Below are 17,339 nucleotides of genomic sequence, written 5' to 3'. Positions count from 1 at the left end.
GTCAGGCGCGCCGCGTCGCCGCCGCCCGCAGGCGGGCCACCGAGGCTTCGATGCCGCCCGGGCCGTTGAAGATGGCCTGGGCCGCCACGAGCACATCGGCTCCCGCCGCGATCGCTTCTTTGGCCGTCGTCTCGTTGATCCCGCCGTCGACCTGCAGATGGACGGCGCGGGGGCGGGCGTCCAGCCAGCTCCGGACCTGGCGCACCTTGGGCAGCACGTCCGGAATGAAGGCCTGGCCGGCATAGCCCGGATGCACGGTCATCACCAGGACCATGTCCACCTCGTCCAGCGCGGACAGGAGGGCCTCCGCCGGCGTGGCGGGGTTGACCGCCGCCGCGGCCCGCGCGCCCGCCGCTTTGATCTGACGGACCGCCTGGAGCAGGTCCGCGGCCGCCTCGGCGTGCACGGTGAGAGAGGCGGCGCCGGCGCGGATGAAGCGGGCGATGTGGCGCTCCGGTTCGGCGACCATCAGGTGCACATCGAGGGGCAGGCGGGTGACGCGGCGGACCGCTTCCACGATGACCGCCCCGATGGTGATCTCCGGCACGAACCGGCCGTCCATCACGTCGATGTGGATCCAGTCCACGCCGCCGCGCTCCGCCGCGGCGACGGCGTCGCCCAGACGGGTGAAGTCGGCGGCCAGGATGCTGGCCGACAGCCGCACCTCGCGCATCAGGGGCGGACCTCCTGGATCAGGCGGTTCTGTACGAAGATCTGGATGATGGTGTACCCGCGCGTCCGGATGGTCTCTTCCACCCGGGCTCCGGGCGGCAGGGCGCGCTCGAAGACCGTCCGCACCCCCTGCTCGTCGATGACCACGATGCGCACCGTCTGCTGGGGATCGCCCTCGGGCACGACCACCTGCACGCGCGTCACCTTCTCCTCCGCGCTTCCGGAAGGTTCCGGCTGCGCCGTGACCACCGGCGTGGGCGGCGGCGTGCTCTCCTCGCCGGGCCGCGTGGCTACGACCACGGCGACCCGGTCCGTGGGACGGATCCGGGTGCCGGCCCGCGGGGACTGCTCGATGACGATGCCCGGGTCGACCTCCGTCGTCGCGGCGCTCCGCACCTCGCTCAGCGTGATCCCGAGGTCCTGGAGAATGCGCCGGGCGTCGTGGAGGGGCCGGCCCACCAGGGGCGGCATCTCCACGCGCGGTGGGCCCTTGCTGACGACGAGGTTGACGGGACGGCCGCGCTCAACACGGGCGCCCGGCTGGGGATCCTGGGCGATGACGAATCCCCCGCGCACCTCCTCGTCGAACTGCTCCCGGAGTTCGCCGACGACGAGGCGCCGCTGCTCGATCAACAGGCGCGCTTCCATCAGCGAGCGCCGCTGGACGTCCGGCACCAGCACGATCTCGGGCCCCAGGCTGACGACGACGCCGATCACGCGGCCGCGCTTCACGGCCTTGCCCGGCGGCTGATCCTGGCTGATGACCGCCTCCGCCGGAACGGCGGAGTTGTAGACGCGCTCGCGCACGACCAGGCTCAGCCCCACCGACTCGACCATCTGCTGCGCCGCCGGCAGCGGCCAGCCGACGAGCCCGGGCACGGCGACCTCCGGCACCGAGAGATACCTGGTGAAGGCCCGCCAGCCGCTCCACAGGCCGCCCAGGAGGAGGAGGGCGGCGGCCAGGGCGACGGCGGGAGCGCGCACCCGGCGCCCTGGCCGCGGCGGGGACACCTCGGCCGGGGGCAGATCCGGCTGCTCCAGAAACGTGTGCGGGGAGACCAGGCTCCACAGATCGGTCTCGCCCAGCAGGTCGCCGCGCATCTCGCCCGGCGAGCGGTACCGCCGCGAGGGCGATTTGGCCAGGGCGAAGAGGATGATGCCCTCGATGCGCACGGGCAGCATGGGCGCGCGGCTGCGCGGCGGAGGGGGCGGCTGGTTCACGTGCGCCAGGGCGGTGGCGATGGGGGAGTCGCCGTCGAAGGGCAGCGTCCCGGTGACCATCTCGTAGAGCACGATGCCGAGGGAGTAGATGTCGGTGGACGGCCCCACCGGCGCGCCCCGGGCCTGCTCCGGCGAGAGGTACTGCACCGATCCCAGCACCGTGCCGGTGTGGGTGATCGTCGCCGCGCTCATCGCCCGGGCGATGCCGAAATCGGTCACTTTGACCTGCCCGTCGCGGGTGAGCAGGATATTCTGCGGCTTGATGTCGCGGTGCACGATGCCGTGGGCGTGGGCGTATTCCAGCACGTCGGCCACCTGCGCGGCGATCTCCACGGCCCGCGCCGGCGGCAGGGGTCCCTCCCGGCGGATGAGGTCCTTGAGGTTCTCTCCGTCCACGTACTCCATGGCGATGAAGTGCACGTTGCCGTCCGCCCCGCTGTCGAAGACACGCACCATGTGGGGATGGGAGAGGGCGCTGACCGCCCGGGCTTCGCGCTCGAACCGGGCGAGGAACTCGCTGTCGGAGGCAAGCTGCTCCCGCAGGATCTTGAGGGCCACCACCTGGCCGTCGGTCAGGCGCCGGGCGCGGAAGACGGTGGCCATGCCGCCCTCGCTGATCCGGTCCAGGATCTCGTAGCGCCCCGCCACCAGGGATCCCGCGGCGATCATGATTGATGCGCGTCCTCACCGGAGAGTTCGCCGGTCGCCGAGCGTCCGCCCTGCGGCGGGGGGGCCGGCGGCAACCCGCGCGTCCGCTGGAGCTGTCCGCAGGCCGCGGCGATCTCCACGCCGCGTTCCAGGCGGATCGTCGCCGGGACATCCATGGCGGCCAGCGCGGCGGCGAAGGCGTCGACCCGCGCCCGGGACGGCCGGCGGTACGGCAGGCCGGCGACGGGGTTCCAGGGGATCAGGTTCACGTGCCAGTACCGCCCCGGACTCCCTCCGGCCTTCCGGGCGGCGGCGGTGAGCAGCCGGCCGAGATGCGCGGCCTGCTCGGGCCGGTCGTTGACTCCCTCCAGCAGCACGTACTCAAAGGAGACCCGTCGCCCGGTCTGACGCACGTAGTCGCGGCAGGCCTCGAGGAGGTCGGCGATCGGCCAGCGACGGTTGACGGGCACCAGCGCACTGCGCAGCTCGTCGTCGGGGGCGTGGAGCGAGACGGCGAGGGTCAGCTGGAGTCGCTCGCCGGCCAGGGCCCGGATCTGGGGGACCAGCCCCACGGTGGAGAGCGTGAGGTGCCGCATGCCGATGCCCAGACCCCAGGGGGCGTTGAGGATGCGCACGGCGCGCAGGGTGGCGGCGTAGTTGGCCAGGGGTTCGCCCATCCCCATGAAGACCACGTTGGTCACGGCCGTCCGCTGCTCGCGCTGCACCAGCAGCACCTGCTCCACGATCTCCGCAGCGCTCAGGTTGCGCGTCAGACCGGCCAGGCCGGTGGCGCAAAAGGTGCAGCCCATCCCGCAGCCGACCTGAGTGGAGAGGCACACGCTGCGGCGGCCGTCGGCGTAGCGCATGAACACGGTCTCCACGGAGCCGCCGTCGCCGAGCGGGATCAGGTACTTGACGGTGTCGCCACCGTCGGCGCTCACTGCCGCCTCCGGCGACAGGGTCAGCAGATGCGCCCGCTCCGCCAGAAGGCCGCGCAGTCGGCCCGGCAGATCGGTCATCTCGGCGAAGGAGGTGACCCCGCCCCGGTAGAGCCAGCGGGCGAGCTGCCGGCCGCGGTAGGCCGGCTCGCCCTGCTCGCGGGCGAAGGCTTCCAGTTCCGCCACCGTCAGGCCCTTGAGTTCGACCGGCGCCCGAAGCGAGGTGGCCATCCTCAGGAACCCGGGCGGCGCCTCAGGCGCGCGATGAAGAACCCGTCGGTGCCGTGGCGGTGGGGCAGGAGCATCACCATCCCCTCCTCGCCGCCGGCCGGCCGGAGGTCCCCGGGCAGGCTGAAGCCCTCGAGGCCGAAATCAGGATGGTCCCGCAGGAATCCGTCGATCACGCCTGGACCTTCCTCTTCCTCGGTGCTGCACACACTATACACAAGAACACCGCCCGGCCGCACGGCCTGGGCCGCCCCGTCCAGCATCTCGCGCTGCAACCGGGCGAGGGCGTCCAGGTGGTCCGGCTGCACGCGCCACTTGATCTCGGGACGCCGGCGCAGCACCCCCAGTCCGGTGCAGGGCGCGTCGAGCAGGACGCGGTCGGCCCGCTCGGGAAAGATCCGGCCGACCTGGCGGGCGTCCAGATGGTGGGCCTCCACGGACGACAGCCCCATCACCGCCACCCGCGCGCTGAGCCGCTGCAACTTGCCCGGGTGGATGTCACAGGCGATGATCCGCCCGCGGTCCCGCATCCGTTCGGCGATGTGCGTGGTCTTCCCTCCGGGGGCCGCCGCGGCGTCGATGATCACCTCGCCCGGCCGGGGATCCAGGACGTGCGTGACGATCATCGCCCCGAGATCCTGCATCGTCAGCAGCCCCTCTGCCACCAGGCGGTGCCGCGCGGAGAACGGCCCGTCCAGGCGGATCCCCTCGGCCAGCGGCGTCGGCGTGACGAGCACGCCTTCCCCGCGCAGCCGCTGCTCCGCGCTCTGCGGCTCGATCCTGAGGGTATTGACCCTGGCCGTCGTCGGCGCGGCGGTGTTGTTGGCCCGGCACAGGGCGAGGGTCTCCTCGACACCGAAGCGGGCCAGCCAGCGCTCCACCAGCCAGCGTGGGTGCGAGTGTTCCACGGCGATGCGTTTCGCCGGCGGCCCGTCCGGCAGCGGGCGCTCCCCCTCCGCGGCGACGCGGCGGAGCACCGCGTTGACCAGTTTCGCCGTGCCGGGGTGTCCGTAGGCCCGGGCCAGCGACACCGCCTCGTCGACCGCGGCGTGCGGGGCAATCCGGGTGAGGAAGAGCAACTGGTAGCACCCGCTGCGCAGCACGGCGCGGATGTGCGGGGGGAGGTCCTCCAGCGGCCGGTGCAGCGCGCCGGCCAGCGTCCAGTCCACCCGGGCGCGGTGGCGCAGAACGCCGTAGACCAGTTCGGTGGCCAGCCCGGCCTCGGACGGAGCGAGGCGGGCGCGCCCCAGCGCCGAGGTGAGCAGAAGGTTGGCGAAGGCCTCGCCCGCCTCCACCCGGGCCAGGACCTGGACGGCCGCCTCCCGCGCACTCTTCCCAGAGGCGCGCCGGGCGGCTGCGGCAGCCGCCCGGCGGACCGTCGTCATCGAGACCCCGGTGCCCTAGTCGTCGCGCATGTTGCGCAGGGCGATCAGGCGGACCAGCTGCAGCACCGCCATCGCCGCGGCCGCCACATAGGTCAGCGCGGCGGCGTTCAGCACCGCCCGCACCCCCTGGGCCTCCTGGGGCAGGACGAAGCCGTGTCCCTGCAGCAGCTGCACCGCGCGCGCACTGGCGTTGAACTCCACGGGCAGCGTGACGAGCGCGAAGAGCACGTAGCCCAGGAAGATCAGGATGCCCAGGTCCATGAGCGCCCGGTTGCTGACGATCAGGCCGATCAGGAACAGGATCCAGGCCGCGCTCGACCCGTAACTGGCCAGCGGCACGATCGCCGACCGCAGGGCCAGCGGCGCGTACCGCACCTGGTGCTGCACGGCGTGCCCGGTCTCGTGCGCCGCCACGCCGATCGCGGCCAGCGAGTCGCTGCCGTAGACGTCGGGCGACAGCCGCAGCACCTTGGCCCGCGGGTCGTAGTGGTCGGCCAGCATCCCCTGGACGGGCTCGATCTTCACGTCGGTGATGCCCTGCCGGCGCAGCAGCTCCAGGGCGATCTGCGCGCCGGTGTAGCCCGTGGCGGAGCGGATCTCCGAGTAGCGGCGGAAGGTGGACTGCACCTTGAACTGCGCGTACACGGCCAGGATGATGGCCGGCAGCAACAGGACGTACGTCGGATCCCCGAAGAACATCGCCTCACCTCCGTCAAGCCCCCATTATAACAGTTCGGCCGACCCGGGTCTTCCCGGAGGGGACATCGCCAGGACCTCGCCCACCCGCAGGCGGGCACCGCGCGCGAACTCCCCGGCCGACATGCGCCGACCGCTTTCCGGCTGGACCTCCAGAATCAGCAGCAGGCCCGCCCCGGTACCGACGGTGAACCCGTCCCCGCGCCGGATCTCCACGACGGTCCCCGGCGCCCCCTTCCCGGGTTCCGCCTGCGCACGCCACACCTTGAGCAGTCGGCCGCGGTGCCAGGTATACGCCGAGGGCCAGGGATCCATGGCCCGAACGAGGCTGACGAGCTCGTGCGCCGGACGGGTCCAGTCGATCCGTCCGTGGACCTTTTCCAGTTTTCCGGCATAGCTGGCCAGGGCGTGATCCTGGGGGATGCGCGGGGCGCGGCCCTCCGCGATCAGGCGGAGGGCCTCGGCCAGGGCCTCGGCCCCCACGGCGGCCAGTTTGGCCTCCAGCGTCCGCGCGGTGTCCTCCGGCGCGATCGGCACCACGCGCTGCAGGATGATGTCGCCGGCGTCGAGCTCCATGGACTGGAACAGAATGGTGACGCCGGTGGTGGTCTCCCCGTGCAAGATCGCGGCACTGATGGGCGACGCGCCGCGGTGCTTCGGCAACAGGGACGGATGCACGTTGATGGCGCCGAGCGGCGGAAGGTCGAGGATCTCCTTGGGGATGATCTTCCCGTAGGCCGCGGTGACGATGAGGTCCGGGTGCAGCGAGCGGAGCTGCTCGACGACTTCGGGAGATTTGAGCCGGGCGGGTTGCAGGACGGGAAGGCCCCGCTCGCGGGCCGCTCGGGCCACCGGCGGAGCGGCCAGGACCCGACCCCGTCCCCGGGGGCGATCCGGTTGGGTAACGACCGCGACGACCGAACAGGTCTCCAGCAGGACCTGCAGGGACGGCACCGCGAACTCCGGGGTGCCGAAGAAGACCGTCCGGATCGGGAGGGGCGTCACCCGCCAGCCGGCGCCGGGGCCGCGGACTCCGCCGGCTCGACCTCCGCGGTGGCGCCGACCTCGCGAATCGTGGAGCGGTCCACGACCCGGTCCAGGAACAGCACGCCGTCCAGGTGGTCGACCTCGTGCTGGATGACGCGGGCCAGCAGCCCTTCCGCCTCCAGGGTGATGCCGCGGCCGCGCCGGTTCTTGCCCCTGACCACGACGCGCCGGGCCCGGGGGACGTCGGCGATGATGCCGGGGATGGACAGGCACCCTTCGGTGCCGACCTCCTCGCCCTCCATCCTGACGATCTGCGGGTCGATCACGACGTGCAGCCGCTCCTCCACCTCGGCGACGAAGAGCCGCTGGCTGACGCCGACCTGCGGCGCGGCCAGCCCGACACCGTTGGCCCGGCGCATCGTCTCGATCATGGCGTCGATGAGCGCCCGCACCTCGGGGGTCACTTTGCCCACCGGTCTGGCCCTGCGGCGCAGGACGGCGGCCCTGGGGCTGTCCACGGTCACGATCTCCACGGGTTCCATTCTACAGCAACTCCACGGGATCGACGTCCACGACGACCTTCGTCCCGCGCGGGACGGGGCGCGACCGGACGAGATCGGTTAGGCTGCGCCGCGCGGCCAGCTCGTCCCGCTCTTTGACCAGCACCTGGAAGCGGTAGCGACCGCGGACGCGGGCCAGCGGTGCCGGGGACGGTCCGAGCACGTCGCCGCCGCCTATCGCCGCGGCGAACTGCCCGCTGACCTCCCGGGCCTCCTCGGGCGTGGGGCTGCTGATGACCAGATTGATCAGCGTGCGGTAGGGCGGGTAGTGGAACTGCCGGCGCAGGTCGAGCTCCTGGCGGTAGAATCCCGCCGCGTCCTGCGCCGCCAGGGCCTGCAGGACCGGGTGCGAGGGATCGAAGGTCTGCACGATCATCTCCTCCCGCGCCAGCAACGCCAGGCGACGGAGGATCTGGAAGGTGCGCTCGGCGGAGCGGAAGTCCGGGAGGTGGAGGAGACTGTCCGCGCCGATGGCGCCCACTACGGCCGCATCGATCTGCCCCACGCCGCGCAGCAGCAGCTGTGTGCCGATCAGCAGGCCGCCGGCGCGGCCGAACCGCCGCCAGATCCGCTGTCGCTGGGGCTCCGCCGGGGCGGCGGCGGCATCCAGACGGTAGACCGGCAGGGACGGGAACAACCGGCGCGCGGCCCGCTCCACCCGTTCGGTTCCCACGCCGCGGGGCCGCAGCTGTGTGCCTCCGCAGTGCGCGCAGAGCTGGGGCGCCCCCTCCTCGCGACCGCAGAGATGGCAGCGCAGCCGGCGCTGTCCGGCGTAGTACGTCAGGGCCACGCCGCACCGCGGGCATCGCGGCACCCAGCCGCACTCCCGGCAGAGCAGGAAATCGGCGAAGCCGCGTCGGGGCACGAAGAGGATCGCCCGACCCCAGGGCAGGACGCGCCGCAGCCCCTCCTCCAGGCGGGGACCGATCAGGCTGGCGGGCCGCCCGCGCTCGGACCTGGCGCTGCTGAGGACGACGGCGGGAGGGCGCCCCTGCGGGACGACCACCGCCAGGGCGCGGTGCTCCAGGACCTCCCGCATCACCTCCGCGGACGGCGCCGGGGTGCCCCAGAGGAGGGCGGCGCGGCTCCGGGCGGCGCGCTCCTCGGCGACGCGGCGCGCGTGATACCGCGGTGCGCGCTCCTCCTTGTATGAGGCGTCCTCTTCGTGGTCGATCACGATCAGGCCCAGGCGGGGCAGCGGTGCGAACACCGCGAGGCGCGTGCCGACGACGATCCGAACGCCGCCGGAGGAGATCCGCCTCCAGAGAGCCCAGCGCTCCGCGTCCGGCAACTCCCCGTGCATGACGACGGTGGCCAGCGCGCTGCGGCGGGCGATCCACCGGGTCAGGGCCTCGGCCTGCGACACCTCCGGGACGAGGAAGATCGCATTCCGGTCGCCGTCGCCCAGCCACCGCAGCGCCTCCTCATACCCGCGGAAGCGGGCGCCGTCGGCGATCAGGGCGATCCGGGCCGCAGGGTCGCGGCGCAGGTGGGCGCCGACGGGCGCGGTCCCGTCCCCGTGGCCCGGCGGTTCCCTGCCGGTCTCAGGCGCGGCCGGCATCCCGTCGGCCGCCGGCGGCGTTCCCAGGGGTTCGGCCGCCGCTCGGGCCCGCGCCGCAGCCGCGGGGGGCGGGAGCATGGCCCAGATGGCCTCGCCCACGGAACAGACGTAGTAGTCGGCCATCCACAGGGCAAGGGCGACCAGATCGGCGGGAAGCGGGGGGAGCCGCTCGTCCACGCCGGCAATCGGCCGCAGCGGCCGGTCGGTGCGGGTTCCGGGGGCGACGACGAAGCCGGTGGTGTGGCCCCGGCCGAAGGGCACGCGCACAGGCAGACCCACGGTCACGCGGTCCTGCAGCGCCTCGGGCACGGCGAAGGTGAAGGCGCGGTCCCCCGCGCGCAGCGGCGCGTTCACCGCGACGTCGACGAGCATGGCCTCGGCAGGCCGCGGGTCAGCGCCGCTCCAGGAGGGCGCGGATCTCGTCCACGATGGCGTCGGGTTCGGCCATCCGGCCGATGCCCTGCTTGCCCGACGCCAGCCAGCCCACCTCCGGACCGATGATGTGGCAGCCGCGCCGGCGCAGGGTGCTGAGGTGTTCCTGCGTCGCCGGGTGCTCGTACATGGCGTCGTGCATCGCCGGCGCCAGCAGGATGGGGGCGCGCGTGGCCAGCGCCGTCGCCGACACGGGGTCGTCGGCCAGCCCCAGGGCCAGCTTGGCGATGGTGTGGGCGGTGGCCGGAGCGATGACGAAGAGCGAGGCCCGTTCGCCGAGGGCGACGTGCGGCTCGTCGTAGGGGTTGGCCGGATCCCACAGGTCGGCGACCACGGGGTGCCCGGTCACCCCGCGGAAGGTGAGCGGGCTGACGAACCGTGCGGCCGCGGGAGTCATCACGACGTGCACCTCGGCGCCCATCTGGCGCAGACGACTGGCCAGCTGCACCGTCTTGAAGGCGGCGATGCCGCCGGTCACGCCGACGACGATCGTCCGTCCTTCCAGCGAGGAGGCCGTCACGGCGTGCGGGTCTCCAGCAGCAGAGTGCGGGCCAGGGTGGCCAGCGCGTCGGCGATCACCTCGGCGCTCCAGCGGGTCGTGTCGATCACCAGCTGATAGGGCGTGAGGTCGTCGATGTCGATGCCGTAGAGCGCCTTGTACCGCGCCCACTCGCTGCGCTCGCGCTCCACCAGCTCCCGCAGCGCCGCGGTGACCTCCAGCCCCTCGCGCCGGGCCACCCGTGCGGCGCGCACCTCGACGGGCGCCCGCAGCCACACCTTGAGATCGGCCTCCACCATCCACCCGCTCAGGCGGCTCTCCACCACGCAGTTCCCCGCGCGGGCCAGCTCCGCCTGGCGCCGGTCGAGCGCGCGGTCCAGCTCCGGATCGGTCTCGGCGAGCCTGTTCACCTCCACCACGGAGATGCCGCGCTCGCGGGCGATCTGGCGGAAGACCTCGCCGCCGGAGATGTAGCGGTACCCGAGCCGGTCGGCCAGCGCCCGGGCCACCGTGCTCTTGCCGACCCCGATGGGACCGGCGATGGCGACGATCATACGCCGGGCGGCGTCACTCCGCCGCCTCCTCGCCCTCCCGGGAGGTGAAGCGGTGGGCCACGGTTTCCGGCTGCACGGCGGAGAGCAGGACGTGACCGCTGTCCGTGATGACCACGGCGCGGGTCCGGCGGCCGTAGGTGGCGTCGATCAGCGCACCCTTGTCGCGCGCCTCCTGGATGATGCGTTTGATGGGGGCGGAGTCGGGGGCGACGATGGCGATGATGCGGTTGGCGGCCACGATGTTCCCGAAGCCGATGTTGATCAGGCGGGGTTCACTCCACATTCTGGATCTGCTCGCGCATGCTTTCCAGCTCGCCCTTCATGGCGATCACCGCGCGGGTGATCTCCAGGTCGTTGGCCTTGGCGCCGGTGGTATTGACCTCCCGGCCCATCTCCTGCAGGACGAATTCCAGCCGCCGCCCCACGGCGCCCTCGGCGCGGGCCAGCTCCTGGCGAAACTGGGCGATGTGGCTGCGCAGACGGGTCACCTCCTCGCTGACGTCGCTGCGCTCGGCGAAGATGGCCACCTCCGCGGCCAGGCGGTGCTCATCCACAGGCACTTCTCCCAGCAACTGCCGGATCCGTTCCCGCAGCCGCGCCGCGTACTCGCCCACCGCATCGCGGGAGCGCCGCTCCACGACGACGCCGAGCTCTTCCAGGCGGCTGAGTCTCGTTTCCAGATCCTGGGCCAGTCGGCGTCCTTCCGCTTCCCGCATCTCCACCAGGTCCGCCGCGGCGGCCCGCACCGCCGTCGCCAGGTCGGGCCAGAGCGCCTCGAGATCGTCCTTCGTCTCCTCCACCCGGAGCACGTCGGGATACGCGGCGATCTGGGCCAGGCTGACCGCGTTCGGGACGCCCAGGGCGGCGGCCAGCTCCCGCAACGCCTGCGCATAGGCCGCAGCCAGCTCGAGGTCCGCGCGCACCGACCTGGGGCGGGGCGCGCGGTCCTCCCTGAGTATAGTGACCTCCACCCGGCCCCGCAACACGCGCTCCTGCACCACCGCGCGCACCCGGTCTTCCAGCGCGGCCAGGTCGCGCGGGAGCCGCACCAGGATCTCGCCGAAGCGGTGGTTCACCGAACGCATCTCCACGGTGAACCGGCCCAACAGGGTGTGCACCTCGGCCCGACCGTAGCCGGTCATGCTGCGGATCATCAGCACTGTGCTTCTTGTCGGCGGCGAGGGAGTCCTGTTCGCTGTGGTATCGTAGGTCGGGATGCGGCCCATCGGTTCCTTCGACAGCGTCGTGCTCGCCGCCGTGGCCGCCGACCTGGCCACGCTGATCGGCAGCCGCCTGCGACGGATCAGCCAGGACGACCCCCACGAGGTCCTCCTCGAGTTCCGCGCCGCACGCGCGCTCGCCCTGCTGTGCTCCGTCCACCCGCAGTGGGCCCGGATCCATCTCGCGCTCGCGCCGCCGGGGGAGGCCCGACGGGGACCGTTCGCCCAGCTGCTGCACAGCCGTCTGGAAGGCGCCCGGCTCGTGTCGGTGCGCTGTCCTCCCTTTGAACGGGTCCTCACCCTGGGCTTCCAGTCCGATCTGGGGACTCCCGCGCTGGTGGCGGAGATCAGGGGCCCGGCCAGCAACCTCATCCTTGTGGAGGACGGCGTCGTCGCCGGCACGCTGAGGGCTCCCGCGCGATCTGCGGGGCGGGACCTGAGCGCCGGGTCGGTCTACCGCCCACCGACGGCCGGGCGCCCGAGCCCCGGGGAGCTGAGCGAGCCTGTCCTCCGCGCCATCCTGGAGGCGGAGGAGGGACCGATCGCCGAGCGGCTCCCGGCACTCCTCTTCGGCATCAGCCCGACGATGGCCCGGGAGGTCGTGGCCCGGGCCAGCCTGCCGGCGACGGCGCCGGCCCGGGACGCGGCCGAGCGCGCGGCGGATCTCCTGCGCGTCCTGCGGGAGCTGGCCGATCTCGTTGCCCGAGGCGCCTTTGAGCCGGTCATCTACTACGCCGCAGACACCCTGCGCGGGTACGCCCCCTTTCCCCTGGTCCACGTCAGGGGGCTGCGGATGGAGCGCACGGCCACGATGAGCGAGGCTGTGGCGCGGGTCACGGCGGCGGCGCGCGCCTCCTGTGAGGTCGACGACCTGCGCGCCCGGCTGGAGAAGACGCTCCGGGAAGCGCTGGCCGATGTGGATCGCGCCGAGGGCGAGGTGCGGCGCAACCTGCAGGAAGCGGCAGAGGGCGAGGAGGTGCGCAGGCGCGGGGAGCTGCTGCTGGCCTATGCCTCGCAGATCGCCCCCGGTGCGGCGCAGGTCGTGGTGCCCGGGTACGACGGGGCGCCGGTGGCGATCCCGCTCGACCCGCGGCTCACGGCCGTCGAGAACGCCAACGCGTTGTTTGCCCGCTACACGAGGATGCGGCGGGCCCGGCCCCAGCTGGAGAGGCGGCTGCAGGAGCTGGACGCCGAGCGCGCCTACCTGGAGAGCAGCCTGGCCCTGGTGGAGTCCGCCGCCGCCGCGGACGACCTGCGGGCGTTGCGCGACGAGCTGGCGGAGGAAGGCTACGTGCGCCGTCCCCGGCGGCGAGTGGCGGCGGCGACGGCGCCGCGCGCCTTCCCCCTCCCCGGCGGCGCCACGGTGCTGGTGGGCAGGACCAACCGGGAGAACGACCGCCTCACCTTCGAGGTCGCCCGCGCCGACGATCTCTGGTTCCACGCCCGCGGCGTCCCCGGTGCGCACGTCGTCCTGCGCACCGGCGGGCGGCCGGCCCGCGAGGAGGAGATCCTGCAGGCCGCGGCGATCGCCGCCTATTTCAGCCGGGCGCGCTCCTCGGGCCGCGTCGCCGTCGACTGCACCCTGCGGCGGTACGTGCGCAAGCCGGCCGGCGGCCGGCCGGGGGTGGTGACCTACGAGCGGGAGCGCACCGTGCGGGTGGTGCCGGGACTTCCGTAACGACCGCTAAGCGGGTTCTTCGATCACGACCTCGTCGATGCCGTCGATCTCCGCCAGCCGGACGGCGACGTGCTCGCGCGACGAGGTGGGAAGGTTTTTCCCCACGAAATCCGGGCGGATCGGCAGCTCCCGGTGGCCCCGGTCCACGAGGACGGCCAGCTGGATCGCCCGCGGCCGCCCGAGCGTGATCAGCCCGTCCAGGGCGGCCCGCACCGTCCGGCCGGTGTAGAGGACGTCATCGACAAGAACAATGATCCTGTCCGCCACCGCAAAGGGGAGGACGACGGGAGCGGATGCGGGTGTGCCCGTGGGACGGTCGTCCCGGAACGGGCGAGTATCCAGCGCCCCCACGGGCACGGAGATGCCTTCGATCTGGGCGATGGCCGCGGCCAGCCTGCTGGCCAGCGGCACGCCGCGGGTCCGGATCCCGACGATGGCCAGATTCGAGGCCGTCTTGTTGCGCTCGAGGACCTCGTGGGCCATCCGCACCACCGCGCGGCGCATGGCGTCCGCGTCCATCACCTTCGCCTTCTCGCGCATCGCCGGACTCATGGGGCGCGCCCTCCACTTCGCCGGAGCGGCGGCGGCCCCTCCGCGCGGGCCCGCGCCACGGCGGCGAGAAAGTCGGCCGGCGGAGGGGCCTCGAAGCGCAGGAGCTGCCCAAAGACCGGATGAGAGACCTCCAGCCGCCAGGCGTGCAGGGCCTGGCGGCCGATGCCCAGGGACGGGCGGCGGCCGCCGTAGACGGGATCGCCCACCACGGGATGGCCGACGTGGGCGAAATGCACTCGGATCTGGTGGGTCCGTCCCGTCACCAGTTCGGCCTCGATCAGGGTGTGGGCGGGAAACCGCTCGACGATCCGGTACCGCGTGATGGCCGGACGGCCGCCCGGGACCACGGCCATCCGCGTCCGGAGGCGGGGATGGCGGCCGATCGGCGCCTCGATCGTGCCTTCTTCGGAAGGCACGACCCCGTGCACGAGGGCCAGATAGGTCCTGCGCATCGCCCGCGAGGCGACCTGCTGCTGCAGCGCCCGGAAGGCCCGCTCGGTCTTGGCCACCACCAGCAGGCCCGAGGTGTCCTTGTCCAGCCGGTGCACCACCCCGGGGCGCAACCCACCGCCCAGGGCCAGCAGCCCGGGGACGCGCGCGGCGAGCGCATTGACCAGCGTGCCCGAGGGACGCCCGGCCCCCGGGTGCACCGTCAGCCCGGCGGGCTTGTTGACCACCAGCAGGTCCTCGTCCTCGTAGACGATCTCCAGCGGCAGCGCCTGGGGAATGACCGCGGCGGGTTCCCGGGCCGGAACGACCATCTCCACCTGCTGTCCGGCGCGCACCTTCGTCGCCGGCTTGACGACCCTCCCGTCGAGGGTCACGTGCCCGGAGGCGATGAGGGCCTGGATCTGGGAGCGGGAGAGCGGGACGCGCCCGGCCAGGAAGGTGTCGAGCCGGAGGCCGGCGTGCACAGCGTCCACGAGGAAGCGGTGTTGCTCCGGCGTCGGCGTCGCCTCAGGACGCCGGAGGCATCTCCGGCGGACCCGCCGCGGCCGCCGGCTGTGCGGGGACGACCCGGGCCAGCACAACCAGCGTTGCCACGGCCAGCACCGCGACCAGGGCGTTCACCGCCTGGGCGAGGGTGAGCCCGGAGGAACCGACGGTCGGGCTCTCCACGAAGAACTCGACGGCAAATCGGCTCACCGCCAGCAGCAGCACCCACAGCACGAAGAGCATGCCCGCTGGCGGCCCGCGCCGCTCCTGCGCCCGCAGCACCGCGTAACTGCCGAGGGAGGCCAGCAGAAGGTAGATGGGCGTGGGATGGCGCCGCTCCAGAAACATCTGGACGGCCCACGGGACGCCGGTCGGACGGCCCAGGTACAGACCGTGCAGCAGCGCCCCGATCATGGCCACGGCGTAGCCCAGGGCCAGCGCCGGAGCGAAGAGGTCCAGGAAGGCGCGCAGCGGCACCTGCAGTCGGCGGGCGTAGAAGGCGCCGACCAGCACCGCTCCGGCCAGCGCGCCGTAAAAGGTCAGGCCGGAGTCGCGCCAGATGGTGACCATGGTCTGCGGAGCCCTGGCGAAGGCGGAAAGGTTCGCCAGGACGTATCCGATCCGACCGGCGACGATGCCGCCGATGATCATGTACAGCGCCGCATCCAGCATGCGGGAAGGGTCGATCCCGATCTCCTTCCCCCGGCGGCGGACCACGGCGATGCCCACCAGAAACGCGCCCAACAGGAACAGGCCGAACGAAGAGATGGGAAAGGGCCCGAGCCTGATCAGGATCGGCTTCATCGTTCACCCCGCAGCAGTGTGAGGACCAGCAGCAGCGCGCCGACGCTGACGGCGGCGTCGGCCAGGTTGAAGACGGGCCAGCGGTGCACGTCGATGAAGTCGACCACGGCCCCGACCCGGATGCGGTCCGTGAGATTGGAGACCGCGCCCCCGCCCAGCAAGGCAAACGCCGCCTGCGTCATCGGGCGGCGTATCCACCGCGCCTCATTGTAGAAGAGCAGCAACAACAGGGTCAAGGTCACGGCGGCGGGGACCAGCAGGCTGACACCGTCCAGCAGCCCGAAGGCGACGCCGCGATTCTGCGTGTGGGTAAACGCCAACAGGCCCGGCACCACGGGCACCGAGTGGCCGAGGGGGAGCCGGGCGGCCACGATGAGCTTCGCGGCCTGATCGGCCACGACCACCGTCCCCAGGAGGATCAGCGTCCGCCGTTGGACCGCTCTTCCAGCTCCTTGCAGCGGATGCACAGGGTGGCGAAGGGGAGCACCCGCAACCGCGCGATATCGATGGGATCGCCGCAGCGCTGGCAGAAACCGTAGGTGCCCTCGTCGATCCGGCTCAGGGCGTCCTCCACCTGGGCCAGCATCTGCTGCACACTGCTCTCCAGGGCCAGCCCCTTCTCGCGCTCAAAGGTGTTGCTGGCCACGTCGGCGAGATCTTCGTCGTAGCCGCCCCCGATGTCCATCCCCACCTGATCCTCGACCTCGGGGGTGTGCTCCTCCATGGCCTCGAGTTCCTCGAGCAGGCGCGTCCGCTCCTCCTCCAGCTGGCGGCGGAACTCGGCCAGCTCCTTCTTCGTGAGCGGACGAGCCTTCGCCGGACTCCGTGCCGGCGCCGACGGGCGGGCGTTCTTCCCCCCCGCGGCCTTGGGCCCGGCTGCCGTGGTCACGCGTCCCCCGCGCCGCACTCCGGTCTTCGTGCGAGCTGACCTGGCGGTCCTCGGTGCCATCCCGTCCCCTCCAAGGCGCAACAGCGGTGACTGCGGGGGCCACCGGCTGCCAGACTGACGGTAGTGTATCCGATGACTTCTGCCCTGGCAAGCCCTGGCGCCGCGGCACCCCGGCGGGCGCCAGGGCACTGCGCACCGCGGCCTGGGCGAGAATCAGGTTGCTGTCCAGCAGAGGGACGGAGACCTCCCCGGGCTGCAGGAGGAACGGCAGTTCGGTGCACCCCAGCACGATCGCCTGAGCGCCCCGCCGGATCAGGTCCCGGGCGATCGCGGCGGCCTGCCCCCTGGCCTCCGCGTCGCGCCGGCCGGCCTTGACGCCGTAGATCAGCCGGGTCACGATCTGCTGCGCGGCCTCGTCCGAAGTCAGCACCTGCGCGCCGATCGCCTCGAAGGCGCGGTGGTACAGCCCGGCGGCGATCGTCGCCGTCGTGGCCAGCACCCCCGCCCGGCGCAGTCCGGGAATCAGGCGCCGCGCCTCGGCAGCCACCTCTTCCATGATGTGGAGCACGGGGATCCTCACCGCAGCGGCGATCGCCCCGTAGAAGGCGTGGGCCGTGTTACACGGGATGACGAGCAGGTCGGCCCCGGCGCGCTCCAGGTTGCGCGCCGTGGCGACGAGCTCGGGGGTCGGATCCTCCCCCCGGCCCAGAATGGCCGCAGAGCGGTCCGGAACCTTGGGGTTGCTGTCGATGATGACGCGCAGGTGATCCTGATCGCGCCGGGCCGGGGTGAGGCGAAGAATCTTCTCGAACAGGTCCGCCGTGGCCCAGGGGCCGAGCCCGCCGAGCACACCGATGATCTTCTCTGCCACGATGATGG

General features: G+C 72.6%; 19 protein-coding genes. 1 reads left to right on the top strand and 18 read right to left on the bottom strand.

Annotated elements, in window-relative coordinates; all coding sequences use genetic code 11:
• Position 1: 1 nt before the first annotated feature.
• The 12 genes from rpe to QN141_09685 are packed head-to-tail and all read right to left on the bottom strand — an operon-like array spanning position 2 to position 11,535.
• Positions 2–673: a ribulose-phosphate 3-epimerase gene (gene rpe / locus QN141_09740; GenBank protein MDR7558757.1), complete on the bottom strand. Its 672-nt coding sequence runs from the start codon at positions 671–673 to the stop codon at positions 2–4.
• Positions 673–2,562: a protein kinase gene (locus QN141_09735; GenBank protein ID MDR7558756.1), complete on the bottom strand. Its 1,890-nt coding sequence runs from the start codon at positions 2,560–2,562 to the stop codon at positions 673–675. The genes rpe and QN141_09735 overlap by 1 nt, the downstream gene beginning before the upstream one ends.
• On the bottom strand, positions 2,559–3,710 hold the full coding sequence (rlmN, locus tag QN141_09730) for a 23S rRNA (adenine(2503)-C(2))-methyltransferase RlmN (protein ID MDR7558755.1): 1,152 nt from the start codon (positions 3,708–3,710) through the stop codon (positions 2,559–2,561). Before rlmN ends, QN141_09735 begins: the two co-directional genes overlap by 4 nt.
• Before the next feature lie 2 nt (positions 3,711–3,712).
• A complete protein-coding gene (rsmB, locus tag QN141_09725; protein ID MDR7558754.1) occupies positions 3,713–5,092 on the bottom strand; it encodes a 16S rRNA (cytosine(967)-C(5))-methyltransferase RsmB in 1,380 nt (459 codons plus the stop codon).
• Between the two features lie 15 nt (positions 5,093–5,107).
• Complete coding sequence (locus QN141_09720; GenBank protein MDR7558753.1) at positions 5,108–5,791, bottom strand: zinc metallopeptidase; 684 nt, start codon at positions 5,789–5,791, stop codon at positions 5,108–5,110.
• Positions 5,792–5,815: 24 nt separating this feature from the next.
• The gene (gene fmt, locus QN141_09715) at positions 5,816–6,793 is read right to left on the bottom strand and encodes a methionyl-tRNA formyltransferase (protein ID MDR7558752.1); all 978 of its coding nucleotides are present in this window, start codon (positions 6,791–6,793) and stop codon (positions 5,816–5,818) included.
• A complete protein-coding gene (gene def / locus QN141_09710) occupies positions 6,790–7,317 on the bottom strand; it encodes a peptide deformylase (GenBank protein MDR7558751.1) in 528 nt (175 codons plus the stop codon). The genes fmt and def overlap by 4 nt, the downstream gene beginning before the upstream one ends.
• A 1-nt stretch (position 7,318) precedes the next feature.
• Positions 7,319–9,268 carry a primosomal protein N' gene (priA, locus tag QN141_09705; protein MDR7558750.1) on the bottom strand — a complete coding sequence of 650 codons (1,950 nt, stop codon included), beginning with the start codon at positions 9,266–9,268 and terminating at the stop codon, positions 7,319–7,321.
• A gap of 19 nt (positions 9,269–9,287) precedes the next feature.
• Complete coding sequence (locus QN141_09700; protein ID MDR7558749.1) at positions 9,288–9,848, bottom strand: flavoprotein; 561 nt, start codon at positions 9,846–9,848, stop codon at positions 9,288–9,290.
• A complete protein-coding gene (locus QN141_09695) occupies positions 9,845–10,381 on the bottom strand; it encodes an AAA family ATPase (protein ID MDR7558748.1) in 537 nt (178 codons plus the stop codon). The genes QN141_09700 and QN141_09695 overlap by 4 nt, the downstream gene beginning before the upstream one ends.
• Before the next feature lie 13 nt (positions 10,382–10,394).
• Positions 10,395–10,664 carry a DUF370 domain-containing protein gene (locus tag QN141_09690; protein ID MDR7558747.1) on the bottom strand — a complete coding sequence of 90 codons (270 nt, stop codon included), beginning with the start codon at positions 10,662–10,664 and terminating at the stop codon, positions 10,395–10,397.
• Positions 10,654–11,535, bottom strand: coding sequence for a YicC/YloC family endoribonuclease (locus tag QN141_09685; protein ID MDR7558746.1), 882 nt, complete (start codon positions 11,533–11,535; stop codon positions 10,654–10,656). Before QN141_09685 ends, QN141_09690 begins: the two co-directional genes overlap by 11 nt.
• A gap of 61 nt (positions 11,536–11,596) precedes the next feature.
• Here QN141_09685 and QN141_09680 point away from each other — a divergent pair, with 61 nt between their 5' ends.
• Positions 11,597–13,279 (top strand): NFACT family protein, encoded by a 1,683-nt coding sequence (locus QN141_09680; protein MDR7558745.1) that lies wholly within the window; start codon positions 11,597–11,599, stop codon positions 13,277–13,279.
• Between the two features lie 6 nt (positions 13,280–13,285).
• On the opposite strand, the gene pyrR is transcribed toward QN141_09680, so the two are convergent.
• Genes pyrR through QN141_09650 form a run of 6 tightly spaced genes read right to left on the bottom strand, consistent with a single transcriptional unit; the run spans position 13,286 to position 17,331 of the window.
• Positions 13,286–13,831, bottom strand: coding sequence for a bifunctional pyr operon transcriptional regulator/uracil phosphoribosyltransferase PyrR (gene pyrR, locus QN141_09675; protein MDR7558744.1), 546 nt, complete (start codon positions 13,829–13,831; stop codon positions 13,286–13,288).
• Positions 13,828–14,754 carry an RluA family pseudouridine synthase gene (locus QN141_09670; protein MDR7558743.1) on the bottom strand — a complete coding sequence of 309 codons (927 nt, stop codon included), beginning with the start codon at positions 14,752–14,754 and terminating at the stop codon, positions 13,828–13,830. The genes pyrR and QN141_09670 overlap by 4 nt, the downstream gene beginning before the upstream one ends.
• A gap of 34 nt (positions 14,755–14,788) precedes the next feature.
• Entirely contained in the window at positions 14,789–15,571 is a 783-nt protein-coding gene (locus QN141_09665; GenBank protein MDR7558742.1) for a prolipoprotein diacylglyceryl transferase, read from the bottom strand.
• Positions 15,568–15,969, bottom strand: a complete 402-nt coding sequence (gene lspA, locus QN141_09660) for a signal peptidase II (protein ID MDR7558741.1) — start codon at positions 15,967–15,969, stop codon at positions 15,568–15,570. Before lspA ends, QN141_09665 begins: the two co-directional genes overlap by 4 nt.
• Positions 15,970–15,989: 20 nt before the next feature.
• Positions 15,990–16,256, bottom strand: a complete 267-nt coding sequence (locus tag QN141_09655) for a TraR/DksA family transcriptional regulator (GenBank protein MDR7558740.1) — start codon at positions 16,254–16,256, stop codon at positions 15,990–15,992.
• The gene (locus tag QN141_09650) at positions 16,198–17,331 is read right to left on the bottom strand and encodes an amino acid racemase (protein ID MDR7558739.1); all 1,134 of its coding nucleotides are present in this window, start codon (positions 17,329–17,331) and stop codon (positions 16,198–16,200) included. The genes QN141_09655 and QN141_09650 overlap by 59 nt, the downstream gene beginning before the upstream one ends.
• Positions 17,332–17,339: the final 8 nt, after the last annotated feature.

The organism is Armatimonadota bacterium (assembly GCA_031459765.1).
Lineage (GTDB): Bacteria > Sysuimicrobiota > Sysuimicrobiia > Sysuimicrobiales > Kaftiobacteriaceae > Kaftiobacterium > Kaftiobacterium secundum.
The sequence above is the reverse complement of the archived record's forward strand: the minus strand, read 5'-3'. Positions and strand labels throughout refer to the sequence as shown.